Annotated in this window: 14 protein-coding genes; 11 read left to right on the forward strand and 3 right to left on the reverse strand. The window is 71.6% G+C overall.

The genetic code is table 11. The annotated features are described in order from the left end of the window. Positions 1-3,969, forward strand: coding sequence for a phosphoribosylformylglycinamidine synthase (gene purL, locus QM779_RS10195; protein ID WP_428534797.1), 3,969 nt, complete (start codon positions 1-3; stop codon positions 3,967-3,969). Positions 3,970-4,039: 70 nt separating this feature from the next. Then, on the forward strand, positions 4,040-5,299 hold the full coding sequence (locus QM779_RS10200) for an alpha/beta fold hydrolase (protein WP_428534799.1): 1,260 nt from the start codon (positions 4,040-4,042) through the stop codon (positions 5,297-5,299). 60 nt (positions 5,300-5,359) lie between these two features. On the opposite strand, the gene QM779_RS10205 is transcribed toward QM779_RS10200, so the two are convergent. Next, positions 5,360-5,986: a hypothetical protein gene (locus QM779_RS10205; protein WP_428534801.1), complete on the reverse strand. Its 627-nt coding sequence runs from the start codon at positions 5,984-5,986 to the stop codon at positions 5,360-5,362. A 269-nt stretch (positions 5,987-6,255) separates the two neighbouring features. On the opposite strand from QM779_RS10205, the gene QM779_RS10210 reads away from it, so the two are divergent. Then, complete coding sequence (locus tag QM779_RS10210; RefSeq protein WP_428534803.1) at positions 6,256-12,870, forward strand: DUF5979 domain-containing protein; 6,615 nt, start codon at positions 6,256-6,258, stop codon at positions 12,868-12,870. Between the two features lie 32 nt (positions 12,871-12,902). Here QM779_RS10210 and purB read toward each other — a convergent pair whose 3' ends face one another. Together purB and purD are read right to left on the reverse strand one after the other, a co-directional pair. Then, positions 12,903-14,330 carry an adenylosuccinate lyase gene (gene purB / locus QM779_RS10215; protein WP_428534805.1) on the reverse strand — a complete coding sequence of 476 codons (1,428 nt, stop codon included), beginning with the start codon at positions 14,328-14,330 and terminating at the stop codon, positions 12,903-12,905. Beyond that, entirely contained in the window at positions 14,327-15,574 is a 1,248-nt protein-coding gene (gene purD / locus QM779_RS10220; protein WP_428534807.1) for a phosphoribosylamine--glycine ligase, read from the reverse strand. Before purD ends, purB begins: the two co-directional genes overlap by 4 nt. Before the next feature lie 144 nt (positions 15,575-15,718). Here purD and QM779_RS10225 point away from each other — a divergent pair, with 144 nt between their 5' ends. From QM779_RS10225 to QM779_RS10260, 8 genes are read left to right on the forward strand one after another with little or no spacing between them, the layout of a single operon-like run. Beyond that, positions 15,719-17,392, forward strand: coding sequence for an ABC transporter substrate-binding protein (locus QM779_RS10225; RefSeq protein ID WP_428534811.1), 1,674 nt, complete (start codon positions 15,719-15,721; stop codon positions 17,390-17,392). A 25-nt stretch (positions 17,393-17,417) separates the two neighbouring features. After that, a complete protein-coding gene (locus QM779_RS10230) occupies positions 17,418-18,422 on the forward strand; it encodes an ABC transporter permease (RefSeq protein ID WP_428534813.1) in 1,005 nt (334 codons plus the stop codon). Between the two features lie 7 nt (positions 18,423-18,429). Next, the gene (locus QM779_RS10235; protein WP_428534815.1) at positions 18,430-19,377 is read left to right on the forward strand and encodes an ABC transporter permease; all 948 of its coding nucleotides are present in this window, start codon (positions 18,430-18,432) and stop codon (positions 19,375-19,377) included. Further along, positions 19,374-20,573: an ABC transporter ATP-binding protein gene (locus tag QM779_RS10240; protein ID WP_428534817.1), complete on the forward strand. Its 1,200-nt coding sequence runs from the start codon at positions 19,374-19,376 to the stop codon at positions 20,571-20,573. Before QM779_RS10235 ends, QM779_RS10240 begins: the two co-directional genes overlap by 4 nt. After that, complete coding sequence (locus QM779_RS10245; protein ID WP_428534819.1) at positions 20,570-21,406, forward strand: ABC transporter ATP-binding protein; 837 nt, start codon at positions 20,570-20,572, stop codon at positions 21,404-21,406. Before QM779_RS10240 ends, QM779_RS10245 begins: the two co-directional genes overlap by 4 nt. Then, a complete protein-coding gene (locus tag QM779_RS10250; RefSeq protein WP_428534821.1) occupies positions 21,403-22,545 on the forward strand; it encodes an ROK family transcriptional regulator in 1,143 nt (380 codons plus the stop codon). The genes QM779_RS10245 and QM779_RS10250 overlap by 4 nt, the downstream gene beginning before the upstream one ends. Beyond that, entirely contained in the window at positions 22,545-23,798 is a 1,254-nt protein-coding gene (locus QM779_RS10255) for a 6-phospho-beta-glucosidase (RefSeq protein ID WP_428534823.1), read from the forward strand. Before QM779_RS10250 ends, QM779_RS10255 begins: the two co-directional genes overlap by 1 nt. Continuing rightward, entirely contained in the window at positions 23,789-24,826 is a 1,038-nt protein-coding gene (locus QM779_RS10260; protein WP_428534825.1) for an N-acetylglucosamine kinase, read from the forward strand. The genes QM779_RS10255 and QM779_RS10260 overlap by 10 nt, the downstream gene beginning before the upstream one ends. The last annotated feature ends 492 nt before the right edge of the window (positions 24,827-25,318 follow it).

The following is a 25,318-nucleotide window of genomic DNA, read 5'->3' on the forward strand; positions in this document are numbered from 1 at the left end:
ATGCCACGCTCGCACGCGTTCGTCCTGACCAGCTTCGGCGGCGGGAACGCGTTGTCGGCCTTCCGGGCCGCCGCACTCGTCCGTCGGCTTCAGGCCGTCGCGCCCGACGTCACCGACGTGACGGCGCGCCACGTTCACTGGGTCGCCTCCACCGACGCGCTCGACGCCGCCACCACCGACACCGTCCGCCGACTGCTCACCTACGGCCCGCCCGCCGGGACCTCCCCGGACGCGCCCCACACCGCCTCCCTCGTCGTCGCGCCGCGGCTCGGCACCCTCTCGCCCTGGGCGTCCAAAGCCACCGACATCGCGCACAGCTGCGGCGTGCCGATCCACCGGGTCGAGCGCGTCACCGAATACACCATCGCGTCCGACGCCCCCCTCGGCGACGCCGCGATCGCCGCCTGCGCCGACCTCCTCCACGACCGGATGACCGAGACCGCCTTCGGCGACCTCGAGGCGTCCGCCGCCCTGTTCGACGAGCGCGAGGCCGAGCCCATGGCCCGCGTCGACGTGACCGGACGCGGCCGCGACGCCATCGTCGAGGCCAACACCACCTTCGGCCTCGCCCTCAGCGACGACGAGATCGACTACCTCGTCGACGCCTTCACCACCCTTCGCCGCAACCCCACCGACGTCGAGCTGATGATGTTCGCCCAGGCCAACTCCGAGCACTGCCGGCACAAGATCTTCAACGCCGACTTCGTCGTCGACGGCGTCCCGCAGGAGCGCTCGCTGTTCGCCATGATCCGGCACACCGAGGCCGTCGCCGGCCAGCACACCGTCGTCGCCTACTCCGACAACTCCTCGATCATGGAGGGCGGACGGGTCTCCCGCTGGGTGCCGCAGGACGCCGACGGCCCCAGCCCCTACGGCGCACGCGACGACGACGTACACGTCCTGATGAAGGTCGAGACCCACAACCACCCCACCGCGATCAGCCCCTTCCCCGGCGCCGCCACCGGCTCCGGCGGCGAGATCCGCGACGAGGGCGCCACCGGACGCGGGTCCGCCCCCAAGGCCGGCCTGACCGGCTTCGCCGTCTCCAACCTGCACCTCCCCGGCACCGACGAGCCCTGGGAGCGCGACGCCTACGGCGCCCCCGACCACATTTCCACCCCGCTGGAGATCATGACCGCCGGCCCCCTCGGCGCCGCCGCCTTCAACAACGAGTTCGGCCGGCCGGGACTCGGCGGCTTCTTCCGGGTCTGGGAGCAGACCGTGGACGGCGTCCGCCGCGGCTACCACAAGCCGATCATGAGCGCGGGCGGCCTCGGCTCGATCAGCGCCTCCCAGACCGCCAAGATCGACTTCGCGCCCGGCACCCTGCTGATCCAGCTCGGCGGACCCGGCATGCGGATCGGAATGGGCGGCGGCGCCGCCTCGTCCATGGCGTCCGGCACCAACGCCGCCGAGCTCGACTTCGACTCCGTCCAGCGCGGCAACCCCGAGATCCAGCGCCGCTGCCAGGAGGTCATCAACCACTGCTGGCTGCTCGGCGCGGACAACCCGATCCTTTCCATCCACGACGTCGGCGCCGGCGGCCTGTCCAACGCCTTCCCCGAGCTCGTGGACGGCGCCGGTCTCGGCGCCCGCTTCGACCTCACCGCCGTGCCGGTCGAGGAGTCGGGGCTCGCCCCCAAGGAGGTCTGGAGCAACGAGAGCCAGGAGCGCTACGTCCTGGCCATCGCGCCCGAGTCGCTGGCCCGCTTCGCCGCCCTCTGCCAGCGCGAGCGCTGCCCGTTCGCCGTCGTGGGCGTCGCGAGGGACGACGGCGAGCTCGTCCTCGCCCCTTCGGCCGAGGACGCGGACAGCGACGACCGCCCGATCGACATGCCGATGGACGTGCTCCTCGGCAAGCCGCCGCGGATGACCCGCGACGTCACCCGCGTCCGCCGCTCCGCGCCGCCGGTCGACCTGGCCGGCGTGGACGTCCGCGGCGCCGCCTACGCGATCCTGCGGCACCCGTCCGTCGCGTCCAAGCGGTTCCTGATCACGATCGGCGACCGCACGGTCGGCGGGCTGAACCACCGTGACCAGATGGTCGGGCCGTGGCAGGTCCCCGTGGCCGACGTCGCGGTGACGCTGAGCGACCACGACGGGCTGGCCGGTCAGGCGATGGCCTCCGGCGAGCGGATGCCGCTCGCCGCGGTCGACGCCCCCGCGTCCGGCCGGATGGCGGTCGGCGAGGCCCTGACCAACCTGCTCGCCGCCCCCGTCGAGCTGCCCCGCGTGAAGCTGTCGGCCAACTGGATGGCCGCCTGCGGCGAGGAGGGCGAGGACGCGGCGCTGTACGACACCGTCCGCGCTGTCGCGATGGAACTGTGCCCCGCGCTGGGCATCTCGATCCCGGTCGGCAAGGACTCCCTCTCGATGCGCACCCGGTGGAAGGACGCGTCCGGCGAGACCCGCCAGGTGACCAGCCCGGTCTCGCTCGTGGTGTCGGCCTTCGCGTCCCTGGACTCGGTCGCCGGCACGTGGACCCCGCAACTGCGCCCCGGCTCGACGCTCGTCCTCGTCGACCTCGGCGCGGGCGCCGACCGGCTCGGCGGCTCGATGCTGGCCCAGGTCACCGGCCAGTTCGGCGACGTCATGCCCGACCTCGACGACCCGGCCCGCGTGGTGGCCCTGGCCGCCGCCCTCAACGACCTGCGGTTGGGAGGAATTGCACACTCGATCGCCGATTCGGGCCCCCAACCGGCCGATTCGGGAATCGACGGGGCAATTCCGCTCAGCACCGGGGTGGTCACCGCCTACCACGACCGTTCCGACGGCGGCCTGTGGGCGACGGTCTGCGAAATGGCCTTCGCGGGTGGCACCGGCGTCGACGTGGACGTGGCGGGGATCGAGGCGCTGTTCAGCGAGGAGCTCGGCGTCGTGCTCGGCGTGGCCGATGACGATGTCGACGCCGTGTTCGCAGTTCTGGCCGCGCACGGCCTGGGCGGGCTCGCCCGGATCGTCGGCCAGACCGGCGAGGACCGGCGGGTGCGGGTGAGCGTGGCCGGCGAGCCGTTGCTCGACGAGGACCTGGTCGACCTCGCCCAGGCGTGGGACGAGGTGTCGTGGCGGATCTCCGCCCTGCGCGACAACCCGGAGTGCGCGGACGCCGAGCACGAGGCGTTCGGCGCGGAGGCCCCGGCCCTCGTCGTCCGGCCGAGCTTCGACGTGACCGAGGACATCGCGGCACCCTCCATCGCGTCCGGGGTGCGCCCGAAGGTCGTGATCCTGCGCGAGCAGGGCGTGAACAGCCACGTCGAGACCGCGCACGCCTTCGCGCGGGCGGGCTTCGAGGCGTGGGACGTGCACATGACCGACCTGCAGTCCGGGCGGTTCGACCTCTCGGACGCGGTCGGGCTGGTGGCGTGCGGCGGCTTCTCCTACGGCGACACGCTCGGGGCGGGCGAGGGCTGGGCGCGCTCGGTCCTGTTCAACGACCGCCTCACCGACCAGTTCAGCGCCTTCTTCGCCCGCCCGGACACCTTCGGGCTCGGCATCTGCAACGGTTGCCAGATGTTCGGCGCGCTCGCGGGGATCATCCCGGGCGCCGAGGCCTGGCCGCGGTTCACCCGGAACCGGTCCGAGCAGTTCGAGGCGCGGCTGTCGCTGGTCGAGGTTCTCGAGTCCCCCTCCGTGTTCTTCGCGGGGATGGCGGGGACGCTCGCGCCGATCGCCGTGGCCCACGGCGAGGGCCTGGCCGACTTCTCGGCCCAGGGCGACGAGGCCGCCGTCGTCCGCGCCGCCCGGTTCGTGCACGCAGACGGGACGCCCGCGTCCGGCTACCCCGCGAACCCGAACGGCTCCCCCGACGGCCTGACCGCCGTGACCACCCCCGACGGCCGGTTCACCGCGATGATGCCGCACCCCGAGCGGGTGGCCCGGAACGCCCAGCTGTCCTGGACCACGGCTCCACTGGACGACCCGAGCCCGTGGCTGCGGATGTTCCGCAACGCGCGGGCGTGGGTCGGCTGAGCCTCGCCCGGCGGACCGGAGGGCCGGCCGGTGGTCGGAGGGTGCTCCCGGCTGGCATAGCCTGAACCTCGTGCCCACGACCACCGAACACCTGCCCGGACTGACCCTCACCAGCCTCACCGTCGACGCGCCGCTCGACCACGCGAACCCCGCCGCGGGGACGATCGAGGTCTTCGCCCGCGTCGTGACCGGGGAGGGTGGCGGCGAAAAGCCCTACCTCGTGTTCCTGCAGGGCGGACCCGGGCACGAGGCGCCGCGTCCCACGCTGGTCCCGATGAACCCGCCGTGGCTGGGCCGTGTGCTCGCCGACTACCAGGTCGTCATGCTCGACCAGCGCGGGACGGGCCGTTCCACGCCGGTCTCGTCACCGACGCAGGCGCCGCTGGCCGGTCTCGACGTCGCCGGCCAGGCCGAGTACCTCACCCACCTGCGCGCCGACGAGATCGTCAACGACGCGGAGCTCGTCCGGCAGACGCTCGGCGCCGAGCGGTGGACGGTGCTGGGCCAGTCCTTCGGCGGCTTCACCACCCTGCACTACCTCAGCGTCCACCCCGAGTCGCTGGCGGGAGCGCTGGTCACGGGCGGGTTGAGCGCCGTCCAGCACCCCATCGAGGACGTGTACGCCACCACCTGGCAGATCATGATCGACAAGTCGGAGGCCTACTACCGGCGGTTCCCGTCCGACCGCGACCGGGTGCGCGAGCTGAGCGGCCTGTGCGCGCAGGGCGCGGTCGTGCTGCCGAACGGGGACGCGGTGTCCGTCGACCGGTTCCGGACCGTCGGCCACCTGCTCGGCACGCAGCCGGGCGCCGAGCGGCTGCACTACCTGCTCGGGCTCGACCACACCTCGTCGGGCTTCCGGCACGACCTCGCCGCGTCCCTGCCGTTCGAGGGACGCAACCCGCTCTACGCGGTGATCCACGAGTCGAGCTACGCCGACGGCGTCGCCACGCGCTGGGCGGGCGACCGGACGATGCCCGACCGCGTCCGCGAGGACGCCACCCTGCTCGGCGGCGAGCACCTGCACCGCAGCCTGTTCGCCGAGGACTCCGAGCTCGCCCCGTTCGCCGAGGTCGCCGACCTGCTCGCCGACCAAGAGTGGAACCAGCTCTACTTCCCCGACCGGCTGGCCGAGGCCGATGTGCCGGTGGCCGCCGCGGTCTACCACGGCGACGCCTACGTCCCCTACGGCTACTCGATGGAGACGGCCGCGCTGCTGCCCGACTGCCGCACCTGGGTGACCAGCGGGTACGAGCACAACGGCCTGCGGATGGGGACCGAGGTCATCGACCACCTGATGGAACTGCTCACCGCCCGCCGCTGGCAGTGACCCCGGCCGTCCCGAGGCGCGGCGCGAAACCGGGGACGGTTCTCGTTTCGCGCCCGTCGGCTACTCCGCGCAGTCCTGGTCGATGTCCTGCAGGGTGAGTTCGGTGACGCCGCCGTCGAGGACGGCGATCCGGTAGTACGAAGTACTACTGCCGGGCGCCAGCACGTACCCGACGCCGTTCATGTCCTTCTTGTCGCCGTTCCATTTCGGGTAGGCAGCCTTCACGTCGGCCGTGCTGCTGCCGAGCTGGATCCCCTCCGGGGTGGCGAGGCCCGGCATCGCCCCGATGATCACCAGCTTGCCGGTGTTCTCGGAGAAGAACAGTTTGCCCGCCAGGTCGTAGGTGTCCTTGGGCTCGGCGCCGACCAGGCGTCCGTCCTTGCTCGCGCCGCAGCTCCCCTTCGTCCCCATGATCCCCGTGGCGAGGCCGGTCGCCCGTGCTTTCGCCTTGGTCATGCGGAGCTTCAGCGCGCCGTACCCCTTGGGTCCGAGGACCGTCGGCGCACTCGTGGTGGTGTCGCTCGGCGTGGGAGTGGGGCTGTCCGACGGCGTCGCGGACGTGGCCACGGCGGTCGCGCTCGCCGACGGTGACCGCGCCCCGCCGAGGTTCACGACGACGCAGCCGCTGAGGGTCGCCACCAGAGCGAGGCTCCCCGCGACGGCCGCCGCCACAGCTCTGCGTTGCATGGTGCACCCCTCGCTCCCCGTTACCCCCACGAGGTGTGCTCGCAGACTACAGAGCCCGCGCGGCGTACGTCGATGCGCCCTGCCGGATCCCGTCCCGGTGCGTGACGACGCCGGAACCGGGGTACCGGGCTGACGAGGGTCCCTGCGACCCGGCCCGGCGCGAACCCGACTTCGGCCGACGGCCACACCCCACCACCGGCCCAAGGAGGGCGATCATGGCGGTTCCCGTGCCACCGCGGCGGAACGGATCGCGGTGGGCTGTGGGAGCCGTGGCGGCCCTGCTCCTCGCTCTGGCGTCCACGCTGCTGGCCCCCGTGCCCGCGCATGCGGAGGACCCGGCACTGTTGACCCTCAACAAGGGCGTCACCGGTTGGCTGAACCGCCATCACGTGTCCCCGGGTGACACCTTCGTCTACACACTCACGATCACCTGTACCAACATCGGCTCGGGCGGGTGCACGGCTGCGTCGCTGAGGGAGACCCTGCCGGACGGCATCTCGCTGGACGGCGGCGCCGGCGCGGTGGCGGTACAACCGTCGGGGGCGGGTTCGGTCGACCTCGACGGCGGAGAGATCGTGGTGGACTTCACCCAGCGGCTCGCTGACCCGTTGGGGGCTCGTGGCATCCAGGCGGGCACCACGATCACCGTGCAGGTACCGGTGCAGGTGGACGACCTGCCGGCAGACCGCAACGGCGACGAACTGTCCAACCGGGCGACCGTCGACGCGACCAATGCGAGCCCTGCGTCCGACTCGTTCACGGTGGTCGCCGACGTCGCCACCCAGCTGCGCGCGTCGACGGACAAGTCGTTCGAGCCGAGCAGCGCGGTCGCCAGCCCCGGAACTGGTACCCGGCTGGCCCTGCGCGGCGGCAACGCGTCGAATGTCGGGGTCGACGCGATCGTGATGACCGACCCGACCGATCCGCCAGGGGCCTTCCGCTACCTGGGCCTGACCGGCGACCTGGACGTGGACCTGCCCCGGGGAGCCGAACAGGTTCAGGTCGACTGTTTCCTTGCCGGTGCCTGGGAGGAGGGGACGCCCGGCGCCCCACCCGCGAGGCTTCCCGCAGGCGTTGACGACCCACCCGCGTGCAGTGGGATCCGGGTGCACTTCCTCTCCACGGACGGCGCGGACATCCCTCCGGGCGCGAGCGGCTCGCTCAGCGCCGGACTGACCCAGCGGAGCACCATTGTCGATGCCGGAGAGGGACCGATCCACAACGTCGTGTCGACGACGGTGAGCGCCGGCGGGGACACCTCCGATGCCGTCACCGCGAGCGACGACTACACGATCACCTCGGGCAACATCGCCGTGGGCGCCACCAAGTCGTTCGCCCCCTCCGTGATCGCGGCCGGGTCGTCGAGCACGGTCACGGTCGGAGCCACCAACGCCAGCAGCAGGACCCTGGACAGCCTCAGCATCACCGAGCCCGGCACCGCGCCGAACATGTTCGAGAGCGGCGTCCGCTTCGACGGGTGGGGGTCCGTCGCATGGCCGCGGGGAGCCACCGGCGCGCGCGTCGACTACCGCTTCTCCGACGGCACCACCCAGACCCTGGCCGGCAGTGACGAGGGCACGCTGCCCGGCCCCCCGTCGGGTCGGGTGGTGGTCGGGTTCACCGTGACGTTCACCGGCCCGATCGTTCCGGGCGCGGAGGCCACGATCCCGTTCGTGGTGACCGCCGCCGACAGCCAGGGCTCCGACGAGGTGCAGCACCCCAACATCGTGGCCGCCACCTCGACCGCACCCGGCGGGTACGCCGGCAGCGCCACGGCGCAGGACACCCTCACCACCGTCGTCCGGCGGGTCGACATCGCGGTGTCGAAGCGCGTGGTGCCGGGGCGGATCTTCTCGATCCCCGGGCAGACCACACTCGCCGAGCTGGGCGGCCGGTTGCGCGACTTCCCCGCGTCAACCACCTCGGCCAACCGGATCATCGTGCAGGACCCGACCGAGCCTGGCGCCGATGCCTGGTACGGCTGCTTCGCCCCCACCGGGGTCGTCCAGACACCCATCCCCGCCGGCGCCACCCTGAGTGTCCAGTACTGGAACGGCACCCAGTGGGTGGACGTTCCCGGCCAGTCCGGCCTTGCCGGGCCCCAGGTCTTCTCGGGCGGGCTCCCCGCGGACGTCACGGCCGGCGCCCGCGGGATCCGGTTCGTGTACGACAGTGATGCGGGCCTCCCGCCGGGGAGTCAGGTGAACCCGAATGTCGCTTTCGAGCTGAAGGCCGACTGCGCGGGTGAGGACATCGACGTTCCCGACTGTGCCGCCGCCACCGCCACCTCACCGGACGGCGGGGACGCCGCGGCCAGGCAGGAGGGCGAGGAGTGCCCGCGGATCGACCTCGTGCCCCCGAACCCGGGCAACGCCGACTTCATCGACAAGGGGTGGGACGCACCGAAGGCCGTCGGTGAGCGGACCGAGGCCACGCACGGAGCGACGCTGAGGTGGTCCACCAGCGGCGCGACGGGGATCGATCAGATGCGGATCAGTGACGTCCCCGACCCGTCGGTGGCCGGGCTGCCGCAGAGCGCGTTCGACCGTTTCGACCTCGTCCGGATCGACCCGATCACCGCGTCCATGGACCCCGCGCTCACCTATGACCGCGTGGAGCGGGTCGAACTGTTCAGCGCGGCGGCCGGCGCGTGGCTGGATGCCCCGGGCGACCCCTGCCCCTCGGCCTGCGACGGCACCTTCCCCGGCTACACGCTCAGCGCGACGGCTCGTGCCGACACCATCGCCTTCCGGCTGGTCTTCGGCGAGAGCCCCAGCAGGCAGCAGCGAATCGGGGACGACCCGTCCGCGCCCGCCGTGGGCAGCGGTGTCGCCCGCTCCAGCGGCAACGACCGCAGGATCCATCCCGTCTTCCAGCTACGCGACGACCTGCGCTCCGACCCCGCCATCCCCGTGCTGGCCGACCGCGTCCACAACGTCGCAGATGAGGCCGGCGAAGTGCTCAACACGATACGGGCGGAGGTCCTCGTCGACGGCGCTGTCTACGTGTCGCAGGACGCGTCCGACATCATCACCATCACCCCGGTCAACGTGACGGCCGACCTCACCAAGCAGTGGACCGGCGGTCCGCTGGGAGTCCCGGCGGCAGGTACCGCGGTGTTCCCCGCCGACTACCCGACCGGGCGAGTGACCCTGCGGGCAAGGAACACCACCCCACGCAGGGTCGACCGACTCACCATCAGCGAGCCGACCGGGACCAGCGACCCGTTCGAGGTCTTCAACCTGCGCGGATTCACGACCATCAGCACGCCCGCTTCCATCGGTGCCACGGACGTCGTCGTCGTGCTGCAGCAGCAGGACGGCGGGAGCAGGGTGATCAGCCGCGCGCAGGCCCTGGCTGCGACCGAGACCGAACTGGCCGACGTGGTTGGCTTCAGCGTCGTGTACACAGGCCGGATCGTCGCGGCCGGAACCGCCGTGATCAGCGTCGACACCCGCGTCCGTGACGTCGCCCGCGACGGGGGCAGGCCGGTGGCAGGGCCGGTCACGGTGCGCGACGAGGCGAGCGCGGAAGCTGCCGACCTCATCGACTATCCCGGCGTGGCTCCGCGGACGAGCACCGACACCGCCGGTGCCACCATCGACCTGCGGCCGGCCGGCATCGGGCTCCAGGTCGACAAGGCGATCACGCCGGCAGAACTGACCGAGCCGTCCGCCGGTCCCGTCGCGGTTCGCCTCACCGGACGGCCGTCCGGGCCGTCCCGAGCGGTGTGGATGGAACTGACCGACTCCGACCCGCGCTTCTCCAACGCCTACGACTTCGCGGGGTTCGGCGCTTTCTCCTTCGCTGCACCGATCAACCGGGTGCAGGTGGACGCCTTCGTGGACGCCACCTACAGCTCCGTGAACGGACAGTTGGAGCGCACCGGTGGCCGGTGGGTCGACGGCACCCCCGGAACCGGCCTCGTGCTGCCTGCCGGAGTGGGCGCCGGCGACGTCCAGGGTCTGCGGTTCACGTTCACCCGGGCGGACGGTGCTCTCTGGGAGAACCCGTCGACCCCCCTCCAGGTCGTGAACCTGGTGTTCGAGCGGCGAGCGACATTGCGCAGCGGCGGTCCCGTGCTGAGCGATGTGCCCGGCAACCCGGCGTTGCCCGGCGAGCGGGAGCCCGGGGTCTCCACCAACGCTGTGCACGGTCAGGACCGGGCTGCCGACACGATCGGCGGCCTGCCGCTCACCGCCAGCGACGACGCCGTCGACACCGTGGTGTACCGGCACTCGCGCAACGCCGTCACGGTCGCCAAGTCTCCGACCGGCGCCCAGCCACCCGGCGCCGACATCCCCTACCGGCTGACGTTCACCAACTCGGGCGATACCCCGATCACTGACCCGGTGATCACGGACCGGTTCCCTTCCGATGCCGACGGCTCCCTCCTCGTCTACAGCCCGACGCGCACCGGGCCCGGCACCGGGTACACCTTCGCACTCACCGGTGCGGCTCCCTCGCCGTCGAACGGCACCGCGCTGCCCGAGGATCCGGCGGCGGTCACGGTGGCCGAGACTCCGACCGGTGTCACGTTCACCTTCCCCGCGGGGGCGGTGCTCGAGGTCGGCCAGACGTACACGATCTCGATGCCGCTGCAGTTCCGGACGGGGCTCGCCGGGAACACCCCGGTCACCAACACGACCGGCATCACGGGCACGCGGCCCTGGGACGGCTGCGTCCAGACTCTCGACCCCGCCACCGGCGAATGCACGGCCCGCACTACCGTCCGGCCGACCCGTGGCGGCGCACTGCGCGGCGAGAAGTTCGTCCGTGCCGTCGACCCCGCGCTGGGCGTGCTGAACACTCGCGGCGACGCGAACGACTGCCGACCGGACGCGGACGGCTTCTCCGCAGGAGGCTGCGTGCCCGTCACCAGGCCCGGCGGCGACGAGGTGTGGCGGCTGCGGTTCACCAACACGGGCAACCTGCCCCAGGACCGCGTGTACGCGATCGACAGGCTGCCGACGCCGGGCGACACCGGTAGCATCACCGCGCTCACCCGCGACTCCGCCTGGACGCCGATCCCCCGCCTGGTGCGCTTCGCCGGCGTGTCGGGCGGCGAAGTGAGCGCCGTGCGCGTCTACTACGACACCGACCAGGACCTCTGCACCGACGACCTCAACCTCGGTGAGTCGTGTCCCCTCGGCACGTGGACGCTCCTGACCCAGGTCGATGATCCGGTCGTGGGCAGTTCCATCGCCCTTCCTGAGAACGCGACCGCGATCAAGATCGAGGCCGACTTCTTCACCCGGATGTTCCAGCCCAATGGTCGGGTCGAGGTCGACCTCGTGACCACCACCCCGGCGGTGTCACCCACCGCAGGCGCGGACCCGATCGCCTGGAACACGGTTGCCGTGGCAGCCCGCACCGATGACGGCGGGACCAGGGGGCTGTCCCCGAAGTCCGAGGGCAACAAGGTCGGCGTGGCCCTCGCCACGGGTCCGCTCGCCGTCGAGAAGGTTGTCCGGGGTCCTGCGGCGGCGTTCGCGCCGGACAGCTTCTCCCTCACCGTGCACTGCACGTCCGGCTCCGACGCCGGGCAGGCGCGGGACGTCCCCCTCCCCGACGGCGGCCGGATCACGGTCGTCCCCGGTGAGCCGTACCGCCTCGACAACCTCCCCCTGGGCTCGCTGTGCACGGCATCGGAGGACTCTCCGTCATCGGGGAACCCCGTCTTCACGGCGACAACGGCAACCGTGGCTCGCGCGGACCAGCCCGTGGCGACCGTGCTCGCCACCAACACGTACCCGGCCGCTTCGCTCGTCCTGACCAAACGGGTCGAGGGCTCGGCGGTGGACGCCAACGGCGATCCGCTGCGATACGGACCGTTCCGCTTCGGCGTCTCGTGCAGCTATCGGGGCCAGCCGGTGTTCGCCGACGGCTACTCGGCGGAGCACGAGATGACCGCGTCGTTCTCGAGCGGGGAGTCGGCGAGCTTCACCGGTCTGCCTGCGGGGGCAGCGTGCACTGCCACCGAGACCGATGCCGGCGCGGCGTCCTCGACCAGATCCGAGGGCACAGCGAGCGACCGGGCCCCCATCGCGGGCGACCGGACGCTCGGGCCGCTGGTGCTCGCCGCCGACGGCCCGAACCGGCAGGCCACGAACACCGGCGTCTTCACCAACACGTTCGCGACCGGGTCGCTCACGATCACCAAGCAGGTCACGGGAGCCGGCGCGTCGGCCTACGGCACGGGGCCCTTCACCGTCCGCCTTGCCTGCGTGGCGGCCGACGACCCCGGTCGCACGGTCTACCTCGGCGACCACGTGCTGGGCGGAGCGAACGGGCTGGTCTGGGACGTGACGAACCTCTACGCACCCGCCAGCTGTGATGTCACCGAGCCCAGCACGGGCGGGGCGACCGACTCCGCGATCTCGCCGGAAGGGCCGTTCCTCGTCGGCGCCGACGTCGGGGAGGGACCTGCGGTCGTGACCGTCACCAACCGGTTCGACACCGGTGCGATCAGCCTGCACAAGCGCGTCCACGGCGCGGTCGACGCCGGGACGCGGTTCGGCTTCCGGCTGAGCTGCACGCGCGACGTCGACGGCACGCCCACCCCGGTCGCGCTCCCCGATGGAGGGGTGGCGACGCTGTCGGCCCCGGACGACCTGGCCACCGTGTTCGACCACCTTCCCGCCGGTGCCCGCTGCACGCTCTCCGAGACCGCCAGCGGCGGCGCGACGTCCACCCGAATCGAGCCTGCGACGGTCACGGTCCGCGCGGGCACCACCGTCGACGTGGTCGCGACCAACACGTTTCCGGGCGGGGAGCTCTCCTACACCGGATCCGAGCCGCTGCCGCTGATCGCTGCCGGGCTGTTGCTCCTGCTCGCGGGAGGAACCATGCTGCGCAGTTCGCAGCGCCGACGTCGCGGATAGTGGCCGCCCTCCTCGCGAGGGCCCGGCTCCGCTCAGAGCACGGAACCCGGCGTGTAGGCCGCCCCCTCCGGGTACTGCGCGGCCAGGCCGGCGACGCGGGCGGCGATCCGGTCGACCTGGTCGCGGGCCGAGCCGGTGAGCTCCAGCGGGTCGACGACCACCGCGTCCAGCTGCGCGCGGGTCAGCCCCAGCCGCGGGTCGGCGGCGAGCCGGTCGTACAGGTCGTTCGTGGCCGAGCCCTGCCGCATCGCCAGCGCGACGGACACCGCGTGCTCCTTGATCGCCTCGTGCGCGGCCTCGCGTCCCACGCCGTTGCGCACGGCGGCCATCAGCACCTTCGTCGTGGTCAGGAACGGCAGGAAGCGCTGCAGCTCGGCCTCGATCACGGCAGGGAAGGCGCCGAACTCGTCCAGCACGGTCAGGAACGTCTCGAACAGCCCGTCGAGGGCGTAGCTCGCGTCCGGCAGCGCGACCCTGCGCACCACCGAGCACGACACGTCCCCCTCGTTCCACTGGTTGCCGGCCAGCTCGCCGGCCATGGACGCGTACCCGCGCAGGATCACCGTCAGGCCGTTCACCCGCTCGCACGAGCGCGTGTTCATCTTGTGCGGCATCGCCGACGACCCGACCTGGCCTTCCTTGAAGCCCTCGGTGACCAGCTCCTGGCCGGCCATCAGCCGGATCGTGGTGGCCAGGCTGGACGGACCCGCGGCCACCTGCACGAGCGCGGTCAGCACGTCGTAGTCGAGCGATCGCGGGTATACCTGCCCGGTCGAGGTGAAGACGCCGCCGAAGCCGAGGTGGCCGGCCACCTTCTCCTCGAGGGCGGCCAGCTTCCCGGCGTCCCCGTCGAGCAGGTCGAGCATGTCCTGCGCGGTGCCCATCGGCCCCTTGATGCCGCGCGCCGGGTAGCGGCGGATCAGCTCGTCCACCCGATCGAAGGCGACCAGCAACTCGTCCGCGGCGGACGCGAACCGCTTGCCCAGCGTCGTGGTCTGCGCGGCGACGTTGTGGGAGCGCCCCGCCATCGCGAGGTCGCGGTACTGCACGGCGAGCCGGGACAGGTTCACCAGCACGGTCACGATCCGCTCGCGGACGAGCTCGAGCGAGCTCAGCAGTTGGCGCTGCTCGATGTTCTCGGTGAGATCGCGCGACGTCATGCCCTTGTGCACGTGCTCGTGGCCGGCGAGCGCATTGAACTCCTCGATCCGGGCCTTCACGTCGTGCCGCGTGATCCGCTCGCGGGCGTCGATGGACGCGAGGTCCACCCGGTCGACGACGCGCTCGTAGTCGGCGATGACCGCGTCCGGATCGTCCCCGCCGAAGTCGACGCCGAGCTCGGCCTGCGCGCGCAGCACGGCCAGCCACAGCTGCCGTTCGGCGACGATCTTGGCCTCGGGCGACCAGATCCGCCGCATCGCCTCGGACGCGTACCGGGTGGCCAGGACGTCGGGGATCATCGGGCACCCTCCTGGGCTGCGGACGCCTTCAAGGCAATGTCGGTGCGGTGGAAGCCGCCGGGGAGGGTGATCGCGGCGACCTTGGCGTAGGCGGCGTCGCGGGCCTCGGCGAGGGTGTCGCCGGTGCCGACGACGGTGAGGACGCGGCCCCCCGCGCTCACCAGCCGCCCGGACGCGTCCCGCGCGGTGCCGGCGTGGAAGACACCCTCGGCGTCCGCACCGGTGATCGGGTCGCCCTTGCGCGGGGACTCGGGGTAGCCCTCGGCGGCCACGACCACGCCCACCGCGGCGCCACTGCCCCACTCCAGGGGCGCGTGGCCGCCCAGGCCGCCCGTGGCCGCGGCGTGCAGCACCTCGTACAGCGGCGTCCGCAGCCGGGTCAGCAGCGGCTGGGTCTCCGGGTCGCCGAAGCGGCAGTTGAACTCCACCACCCGCACCCCGCGCGCCGTCAGCGCGAGCCCCGCGTAGACCAGCCCGACGAAGGGGGTGCCGCGGCGCTGCAGTTCGTCCACCGTCGGCTGGATCACCGTCCGCACGACCTCGTCGGTGAGCCCCTCCGGCGCCCACGGCAGCGGCGTGTAGGCGCCCATGCCGCCGGTGTTCGGACCGGCGTCGCCGTCCCCGACCCGCTTGAAGTCCTGCGCGGGCTCGAACGGCAGCACGTGCTCGCCGTCCGAGAGTGCGAACAGCGACACCTCGGGGCCGTCCAGGAACTCCTCGACGATCACCGCCCGGCAGCCGGCCGCGTGCCGGATCGCCGCGTCCCTGTCGGTGGTGACGATGACGCCCTTGCCGGCGGCGAGGCCGTCGTCCTTCACCACGTACGGCGGCCCGAACTCGTCCAGCGCCCCGACGACCTCGCCCATGTCCAGGCACAGCCGCGCGTCCGCGGTCGGGACGCCGGCCGCCTCCATGACCTCCTTGGCGAAGGCCTTGCTGCCCTCGAGCATCGCCGCCGCACCGGACGGGCCGAACACCGGGATCCCGACGGCACGGACGGCGTCCGCGACGCCCGCGACCAGTGGCGCCTCAGGCCCCACCACGACCAGGTCCGCACCAACCTCGACGGCGAGCGCGGCGACCGCGTCCCCGTCGAAGGCGTCCACCGGGTGGTTCGTGCCCACCGACGCCGTGCCGGGGTTGCCCGGGGCGATGTGGACGGACACCTCCGGGTCGCGCGCGAGCGCCCAAGCGAGCGCGTGCTCGCGGCCTCCGGTTCCGATCACCAACACCGTCTGCGTCACGGCGCGATCCTACCGAGCGGGGACCGGCCCGATGATCGTGACCGAGTCGTAACAGAAAAGACTCTTTCCAGTTAGCTTCTTTCCGGATATGTTGCTGCCAGGGCCGCACCGTCGCGGCAACGTCTCTCCAGCGAGGAGTCGAGCGTGTTGAAGATCCCGTCGGCACTGGCCGCCACTGCGGTGGCCCTGTCCCTGGCCCTCGCGGGCTGTTCGTCCCCGGCACCGTCGGCGAGCACGACGGCGTCGAGCACCGCCGCACCCAAGGAGTCCACGCTGCGGGTGTGGGCGGGCAGCATGACGCCGATCACCATCGACTTCAATCCGTTCCACGTCGACACCGCGCTGTACGGCACGTACGGCCAGATCTACGAGCCGCTGTTCTTCTACAACCAACTCTCCGCGGACGCGCCCGTCCCGATGCTCGGCGACAGCTTCTCCTACAGCGCCGACGGCAAGACGATCACGATCAAGGTGAAGTCGGGCGTGAAGTGGAACGACGGCCAGCCGTTCACCGCCAAGGACGTCGTGTTCACCCTGGGCTACGGCCCGAACAAGACCGACAAGCTGCTGTCCGCCAAGGCCACCGACGACACCACCGTCGTACTCACCTACTCCACGCCGCAGTTCACGTCGGAGTCCCAGCTGCTCGGCTCGACGATGATCGTGCCCGAGCACATCTGGTCGAAGGTCGACAGCTACATGAAGGAGACCAACGACAACCCCGTCGGCACCGGCGCCTACATCGTTAAGACCACCTCGGACGCCTCGTACACGCTGACGGCGAACCCGAACTACCGCGACGCCGTCCCGATCACGAACGTGCAGTACCTCGGCATCGACTCCAACCAGTCCGGCCAGGACCTGATGAGCACCGGCCAGATCGACTGGACGGGCATGTTCGTCGCCAACCCGACCGACCTCACCAACACCGGCGCCATCGGCACGATGAACCAGCAGCAGGATCCGACGACCATCATCACCTGCGCGGACGCGTCCAAGGGCTGCAAGGGCGACCAGACCGACGTCGCCGTCCGCCAGGCGATCAACGTGGCCATCGACCGCAGCCAGCTCGCCGAGAAGGCGTGGGTGAACCTGGTCGGCAAGTCCAACCCGGCCTTCGTCCTGCTGCCGCGCGACGAGCAGTGGCTGACCGACCAGAGCTTGGCCGAGTCCCCGCAGACCGCGAACGCCGAGCAGGCGGGCCAGATCCTCGAAGCCGCCGGCTACACCAAGGACGACAAGGGCTTCTACGGCAAGAACGGCAAGGAGATCAGCCTCGACCTGTTCTCTCCGGACGGCTGGACCGACTACAACGACGCCGCCAAGCTGATCGCAGAGGAGGCCGGCAAGGCGGGCATCAAGATCACCCCGCGGACGGTGTCGGAGGCCGAGTACTGGACGCCGGTCACCAATGGCGACTTCCAGCTGGCCATGTACGGCCTGACCCAGTCGGTCGTCGCCGACCCGTTCAGCAACTACGACCAGTACTTCTCGGGCAAGTCCACCGCCAAGGTCGGGGACGCGCCCGTCCGCGGCCAGAACTACTCGCGCTACTCCAACGCGACCGTGGACGCGGCTGTCGAGGCGGCCGGGGCCACCAACGACGCGGCCACCAAGAAGGCCGAGTACGCGAAGATCCAGGCCCAGATCGCCGTCGACCTGCCCTACATCCCGGTGGTGCTGAACGCGTCCCAGGCGTTCTTCAATACGAAGAACTTCACCGGCTGGCCGGCCGACGACAACCTGTACGCCGACCCGCTGCCGTACCTGTCGGTGGCACCGGCGATCGTGCTGCTGAACCTCAAGCCGGTCGCCTGACCGCGGCCGCCGCAGGGAGACAGGAATGAAGTTCTACCTGCGGCGGATCGGCTTCTACATCATCACCGTCTGGGCAGCAGTGTCGCTCAACTTCCTGCTGCCCAGGATGATGCCGGGCGATCCCGCCGCGATCATGATCGGCAAGCTGCGCCGCGCCAGCGGCGGACGCGAGCTGTCACCGCAGGTGATCCAGGACATCTACACGCTGCTGGGCGCGGGCAAGGACATGTCTCTGTGGGACCAGTACCTGGCCTACTGGGGGCGCCTGCTGCACGGCGACCTCGGCCTGTCGTCCACCCGGTACCCGTACCCGGTGGTCGAGCTGATCGGCAACGCCCTGCCCTGGACGCTGTTCATGGTCGGGATCGCGACGGTGATCTCGTTCGTCCTCGGCATCGTGGGTGGCGCCTGGGTCGGCTGGAAGCGGGGGACGTGGCTCGACCAGCTCGTCCCGGCCACCGCGCTGCTGCAGTCGATCCCCTACTTCTGGCTCGCGCTGGTGTTCGTCGCCGTCTTCGCCGTCCAGCTCGGCTGGCTGCCGATCGTCGGGGCGTACGACCCCTTCGACTTCCCCTCAGGACCCGAGTGGAGCTGGGACTTCTTCGTCTCGGCCGTACAGCACGCCTTCCTGCCCGCGCTGACCATCGTGATCAGTTCCATCGGCGGGTGGCTGCTAGGGATGCGCAACATGATGGTGTCCACGATGAGCGAGGACTACGTCCTCACCGCGGAGGCCAAGGGCCTGAAGGCCGGCCGGATCCGCGACCGGTACGCCGCGCGCAACGCCGCGATCCCCTCCCTGGCGGGGTTCAGCATCGCGCTGGCGTTCGTGGTCGCCGGCTCGATCGTCACCGAGCAGGTGTTCAGCTACCCGGGCATCGGGAAGCTGATGATCCAGTCGGTGCAGGGCTTGGACTACACGCTGATGCAGGGGGTGTTCCTGGTGATCACGCTGACCGTGCTCGCCGCGAACTTCCTGATGGACCTGCTGTACGGCCTGATCGACCCGAGGGTGCGCAACGATGTCTGAGCGTGGGATGTCTGACCGTTTCGCGGGACTCCGCTACCTGATGCCGAAGTGGTCGGCCAAGCTCGGCGTCGGCCTGGTGATCGTCGTGGTCATCGTCCTGTTCGGGCTGGTCGGGCCGTTCTTCACCGTCGACCCGCGCGACTCCAGCTACAAGGGGCTGCTGCCCCCGTCCGCCGACCACTGGCTGGGGACGACGAAGCTCGGCTACGACGTGTTCGCCCAGCTGGCGACGGGGACGCGCGAGTCGCTGTACGTCGGCCTCGTCGGCGGCCTGGTGGCGATGTTCCTGGCCATCGTCTTCGGCATCCTGGCCGGCTACTTCGGCGGCTGGACGGACGACATCCTGATGCTGGCCACCAACATCATGCTGGTCATCCCCGGCCTGCCGCTGGTGATGGTGATCGCGGCCTACGTCCAGAACACCGAGGGGCTCGGCGACTTCGCCCGGTCGTCCACGCTGGTGGCGATGATCCTCGGCGTCACCGGCTGGGCGGGTTCGGCGGTGGTGCTGCGGGCGTCCGCCCGGTCGCTGCGGACGCGCGAGTACGTGTACGCGTCCCGGGTGGCCGGCGAGAAGGGGCTGCGGATCATCTTCGTGGAGATCCTGCCGAACCTGGTGCCGCTGATCGCCGCCCAGCTGATCTTCGGCGTGATGGCCGCCGTCCTCGGCGAGGCCGGGCTGTCGTACCTCGGGCTGGGCCCGACGAACTCGATCACGCTCGGCACGATGCTGAACGACGCCCAGACCGGGCAGGCGGTCGGCTCGCACGCCTGGTGGTGGTTCATCCCTCCGGGCGTGATGATCGCCCTGCTCGGCACCGGCCTGTCCCTGGTGAACTTCGCCATCGACGAGATCGTCAACCCCAAGCTGCGGCTCGCGCCCAAGGCCGCCAGGCAGCAGCGCAAGGCCATGAAGGCCGGCAAGGGCGTCGCCGGAGGAGGTGCGTTCGCATGAGCACCCCAGAACCCGTCCTCACCGCAGAACACGTCTCCATCACCTACGAGGTCGACCCGCCGGTGGACGCCGTCCGCGACGTGTCGCTGACACTGCACCGGGGCGAGATCCTCGGGCTGGCCGGCGAGTCGGGCTGCGGCAAGACCACCCTCGCCTACGGGGTGAATCGCCTCCTCAAGGCACCGGCGGTGATGACGTCCGGCACCGTCACGTTCCACGACCGCTCGGGCGAGGACATCGACGTCGGCTCCCTGGACGCCGAGCACCTGCGCCGGTTCCGCTGGGACAAGGTGTCGATGGTCTTCCAGGGCTCGATGAACTCGCTCAACCCGGTGATGACCGTCCGGACGCAGCTGGACGACGTCTTCCTCACCCACCGCCCGGGTATGGGACGGGCCGAGCGGGACGCCCGCTGCGCGGAGCTGCTGGAGCTGGTCGGCGTGGATCCGTCCCGGCTGTCGGCGTACCCGCACGAGCTCTCCGGCGGCATGCGGCAACGGGTGATGATCGCGATGGCCCTCGCGCTCGACCCACAGCTGATGATCATGGACGAGCCCACGACCGCCCTGGACGTGCTCGTGCAGCGCGGCATCATCCGGCAGATCATGCGGCTGCGCGAGCGCCTCGGCTTCGCCGTGATCTTCATCACGCACGACCTGCCGCTGCTGATCGAGATCAGCGACCGGATCGCGATCATGCGCGAGGGCGCGATCGTCGAGGTCGGCACGGCCGAGCAGATCTACCGCGACCCGCGGGCGGACTACACCAAGCAGCTGCTGTCCAGCTTCCCGAGCCTGACCGGGTCGCGCGGCGGCTTCGTCCGCTCGAGGTCGAGCGAGGAACCCGCCCCTGTCATGCCGGGCTTGACCCGGCATCTCACCCACACAACTGACCACACCCACACCGAGATCCCGGATCAAGTCCGGGATGACAACACCCCCGCCCCCGTCATGCCGGGCTTGACCCGGCATCTCACCCACACAACTGACCACACCCACACCGAGATCCCGGATCAAGTCCGGGATGACAACACCCCCGCCCCCGTCATGCCGGGCTTGACCCGGCATCTCACCCACACAACTGACCACACCCACACCGAGATCCCGGATCAAGTCCGGGATGACAAGGACGGCGGCCGGGACGGCGACGGCGAGGGCCGGGAAGACCCGCACCACGCCGGGGAGGAGACACCGTGAGCGGGCACAGCCTCGAGGTGCGCAACCTCGTCAAGGACTTCCGGCTGCGCGACGGCATGAGGTTCAGCACCCTGCACGCGGTCAAGGACGTCTCGTTCACCCTGGAGCCGGGACGGACGGTGGCCTTGGTCGGCGAGTCCGGTTCGGGCAAGTCCACGATCGCCAGGATCATCGCCAAGCTGGAAATCCCCACGTCCGGAGAGGTGCTGCTCGACGGCGCGTCGACGAAGTTCCGCGGCGACCACAGCGCGTATCGGCGCCAGGTGCAGATGGTGTTCCAGGACCCGTTCGCGTCCCTGAACCCCTTCCACTCGATCGCGCACCACATCGAGCGTCCGCTGCAGCTCCACCACCCTGAGCTGAAGCCCGCCCAGGTGCGCGAGCGGACGGTCGAACTGCTCGAGCGGGTCGCCCTCGGCCCGGCCTACCTGAACCGCCGTCCGCACGAGCTGTCCGGCGGCCAGCGGCAGCGCGTGGCGATCGCGCGCGCCCTCGCGCCCGGCGCGCGGTTCATCATCGCGGACGAACCCGTCTCCATGCTGGACGTGTCGATCCGGGTCGGGGTGCTGAACCTCCTCGCCGACCTCCAGCGCGCGGACGGGCTGGGCGTGCTCTACATCACCCACGACCTCGCCACGGCCCGCCACTTCTCCGACGAGATCCTGGTCATGTACCGCGGCGACATCGTCGAGCGCGGCCCGGCGGACGAGGTGATCCTCCACCCGCAGCACGACTACACCCGCCGGCTGCGCGAAGCCGCCGCCGACCCCGAACGGCTCGGCCAGCTCCGCGACGAGGTCCGCGCCGAGATCGCCGACGGAGGCGCGGCATGACGAACCTGGCGGGCGGCCCGGCGTGGCTGGCCACCCAGAACGACCGGACGGCGTTCCGGCTGCTGCTCGAACACGGGCCGCTGAGCCGCTCCCAGCTCGGCGAGCTGTCCGGGGCGTCCAAGCCGACGGCCGGGCAGATGATCGCCCGGCTGGAACGCGCCGGCCTGATCGCCCCGGTCGGCGAGGTGACCGGCGCGCGCGGACCGAACGCCACCTCGTACGGCGTCCGTACCGACAGCCTCACCGGGGTCGCGGTCAGCATCCTCGACTCCGCGGTCGAGGCCGTCCTCGTCGATCCGACGGACGCCGACCACCCGGCGGTGGTGCTGCCGGTGGCCGGCGCCGTCCGCTCCCCCGCCACCGACGTCGTGCGGGCGGTCGAGGCGGCCGCCCACGCCGCAGGGGTCGGACGCGACACGGTCAGCATGGTGGTCGTGGGCGTCCAGGCCGCCGTCGACGACGAGGGCGACCGGCTCTCCTTCACCGACACCCTGCCGGGCTGGCCCGAGCGCGGCGCGCGGGCCCTGATCGAACAGGGCACGGGCCTGGGCGTCGTGCTCGAGAACGACGTCAACCTCGCCACGATGGCCGAGGGCGCCGCCACCGGCGCGTCCGACTTCGCCTACGTGTGGGTGGGCACCGGCCTCGGCGCGGGGCTCGAGGTCGGCGGCGTGGTGCAGCGCGGGGCGTCCGGGTCGGCCGGCGAGATCGGCTATCTCGAGGTGCCCCGCTCGGCAGCGACCCTGGCGCCCGACGCGGAGGACTTCACCGACCTGCTCGGCGGCAAGGCCGTCGTCGCCCTGCTCGGCGGCACGGACCTCGCCGACGCCCTGACCCGGCTGCCCGGCAACGACGCGGCCCTGGAGTCGCTGGCCGACCGGCTCGCGCTGCTGCTCGACGTCGTCGCCGCGGTGGCCGACCCCACCCGGGTCATCCTCGGCGGCCCCACCGGCGTCGCAGGCGGAACCGAGCTCGCGGCGCTCGTCCAGGAACGGGTGGGCCGCCGCAGGGACCTGCCCGTCCAACCCGCCCGTGCCGGGGAACGGCCCGTGCTGCTCGGAGCCCGACGGCTGCTCGTGGCCGGGATCCGCGAACGTCTCGAGGACGCCATCGTCGCGTCCGGAACCAAGGAGGACTGATGAAGCTCGCCATCGTCGGCGGCGGCTCGACCTACACCCCCGAGCTGATCGACGGCTTCGGACGGCACCCCGAGCTCGGCCTGACCGAGGTCCACCTCATCGACCCGGACGCGCACCGCCTCGAACTGGTCGCGGGCATCTCGCGCCGGATGCTCGCCCACGCCGGCCACCCTGCGAAGGTCGTGTCCGGGAACGACCTCGTCGCCGGCGTCGCGGACGCCGACTTCGTGCTGCTCCAGCTGCGCGTCGGCGGCCAGGCCACCCGGCAGCAGGACGAGACCTGGCCCCACGAAGTCCACTGCATCGGCCAGGAGACCACCGGGCCGGGCGGCTTCGCCAAGGCACTGCGGACAGTGCCGCAGGTGCTGTCGATCGCCGAGACCGTGCGCACGCACGCGCGTCCGGACACCTGGATCATCGACTTCACCAACCCGGTCGGGATCGTCACCCGGGCCCTGCTGGAGGCCGGCCACCAGGCCGTCGGGCTGTGCAACGTGGCGATCGGCTTCCAACGGCGCTTCGCCGGCATGCTCGGCGCGCGGCCCGAGCAGGTCAGCCTCGGCCACGTCGGGCTGAACCACCTCACCTGGGAGACCTCGGTGAAGGTGGACGGGGTCGAGAAGCTGCCCGTCCTGCTCGGCGAGGAGCTGGGCGAGCTGGCCGAGGACACCGAGATGGCCCCCGAGCTGATCAGCGGCCTGGGGCTCGTCCCGTCCTACTACCTTCGCTACTACTACGCGCACGACGAGGTGCTGGCCGAGCAGTTGGGCTCCCCCACCCGCGCCGAGGCCGTGAAGGCGATCGAGGACGAACTGCTGGTCACCTACGCCGACGAGACCGTCGACACCAAGCCGGCGGCGCTGGAGGGGCGCGGCGGCGCGTTCTACTCCGAGGCGGCGATCGAGCTGATCCTTGCGATCACCGGCGCCCAGCCGGTGCCGCGGGTGGTGAACCTGCGCAACGACGGCCTGTTGCCGTTCCTGCCCGACGACCACGTCGTGGAGGTGCCGGCCCGCTTCGCCGGCGGACGCTTCGTCGCCGAACCCATCGCCGCCCTGCCGGACGACGTCGCCGCCCTGATCGCTGCGGTTGCCGGCTACGAGCGGCTCGCCCTGGACGCGGCCATCCACGGGGGGCGTGGCCGCGTCCTCCGGGCGATGCGGGCGCACCCGCTCGTACTCCAGCACGACCGGGCCGAGAAGCTCACGGACCTGCTGCTCACCGCGAACGCACGGTTCCTGCCATGGACCTAGAGCCCGTGGTCGTCGCCGTCGACGGCGGCGGCACCAAGACCGACGCGGTGGCGCTCACCCTCGACGGGACGCTGCTCGCCCACCGCCGGGGGCCGTCCTCCAGCCCCCAGCAACTCGGGCTGGAGCGGTCCGTGGCCGTCGTGGACGCGCTGGTCACCGCGGTCGCGTCCGGCCGCCCCGTGCGACGGACGGAGCTGTACCTGTCCGGGATCGACCTGCCCCGCGAGCACGCCGCCTACACCGCGGCGATCGCCGGCCTGCCGTGGGCGGCCAACAGCCTGGTCGACAACGACCTGTTCGCCCTGCTCCGCGCAGGCACCGACGCCCCGAACGCGTTGGCCGTGGTCTGCGGAACGGGGTCGAACGCCGTCGGGGTGCGGTCGGACGGGGCATCCGCCCGGTTCGCAGCCCTCGGCCACATCTCCGGCGACTGGGGCGGTGGTTCCGGCCTGGGCGCGGAGGCGCTGTGGCACGCGGCCCGCGACGAGGACGGGCGCGGGCCGCGTACGGCGCTCACCGCCGTGGTGCGGGAGGGCACCGGCGTGGCGTCCATCGCGGAGCTGATCGAGAGGCTGCACTTCGGCGAGTTCGAGTCGGACCGGCTCTCCACGCTCGCCCCGGCGGTGTTCGCCGCCGCGGACGCCGGGGACGCGGTCGCGCGCTCGATCGTCGAACGGCAGGCCGACGAGGTGGTGGCGTACGTCCGGGCGTGCGTGGAGCGCCTCGACCTGGCCGACGCGGCGATCCCGGTGGTGCTGGGCGGCGGCGTCCTGCAGGCGGGCAACGCACTGCTGGACACCCGCATCGCCGCCGGCATCGCCGACGTTGCCCCCCACGCGCGCCTCGTGACGCTCGCCCACCGCCCGATCGTCGGCGCCGCCCTCCTCGCGCTGAGTTCGGCCGGCGCGACCCCCGATGCGCTCGCCCGCGCCAGGACAGCCGTCGCGGAAGCGACCGAGGAGAAGGCGGACGGCCGCCCAACACGGGCGCCCCGCTCGTTCCTCACGGGGCTCCTCAGGGACCGTTGAAGCAAGCCCGTTTCGGCGCGCGTACCTTCGTCGACCGGCGACCCCTGTCATCCCAGCGAAAGCCGGGATCTCGTCGCCGCGGCCGACGGGATGGACGCGGAGATCCCGGGTCAAGCCCGGGATGACAAACCCGTGGGCGCCTCACGGTCACTGAAGGGCGAGCGCCCGCGTCGGGACGCCGTCCGCCGTCGCGTTCCTTCGTCGACCGACACCCCTGTCATCCCGGCGAAAGCCGGGATCTCGTCGCCTCGGCCGACGGGATGGACGCGGAGATCCAGGGTCAAGCCCGGGATGACAAACCCGTAGGCGCCTCACGGACGCTGAGGAGCGAGAACCCGCCTCTGGCCGCCGCCCGCCGTAGCGCCCTTCGTCGACCGACCCCCTGTCATCCCGGCGAAAGCCGGGATCTCGTCGCCGCGGGCCGACGGGATGGACGCGGAGATCCCGGGTCAAGCCCGGGATGACAGGCCCGTGGGCGCCTCACGGACGCTG

This window comes from Propionicimonas sp. (assembly GCF_049840635.1).
GTDB lineage: Bacteria > Actinomycetota > Actinomycetes > Propionibacteriales > Propionibacteriaceae > Propionicimonas.

Excerpts from the sequence above, each read along its gene's own strand:
- QM779_RS10250 (WP_428534821.1), top strand. The coding sequence starts at position 21,403 with ATGACGAACCTGGCGGGCGGCCCGGCGTGGCTGGCCACCCAGAACGAC.
- purL (WP_428534797.1), top strand. The coding sequence starts at position 1 with ATGCCACGCTCGCACGCGTTCGTCCTGACCAGCTTCGGCGGCGGGAAC.
- purB (WP_428534805.1), bottom strand. The coding sequence starts at position 14,330 with ATGATCCCCGACGTCCTGGCCACCCGGTACGCGTCCGAGGCGATGCGG.
- QM779_RS10255 (WP_428534823.1), top strand. The coding sequence starts at position 22,545 with ATGAAGCTCGCCATCGTCGGCGGCGGCTCGACCTACACCCCCGAGCTG.
- QM779_RS10230 (WP_428534813.1), top strand. The coding sequence starts at position 17,418 with ATGAAGTTCTACCTGCGGCGGATCGGCTTCTACATCATCACCGTCTGG.
- QM779_RS10260 (WP_428534825.1), top strand. The coding sequence starts at position 23,789 with ATGGACCTAGAGCCCGTGGTCGTCGCCGTCGACGGCGGCGGCACCAAG.
- QM779_RS10235 (WP_428534815.1), top strand. The coding sequence starts at position 18,430 with ATGTCTGACCGTTTCGCGGGACTCCGCTACCTGATGCCGAAGTGGTCG.
- QM779_RS10205 (WP_428534801.1), bottom strand. The coding sequence starts at position 5,986 with ATGCAACGCAGAGCTGTGGCGGCGGCCGTCGCGGGGAGCCTCGCTCTG.
- QM779_RS10240 (WP_428534817.1), top strand. The coding sequence starts at position 19,374 with ATGAGCACCCCAGAACCCGTCCTCACCGCAGAACACGTCTCCATCACC.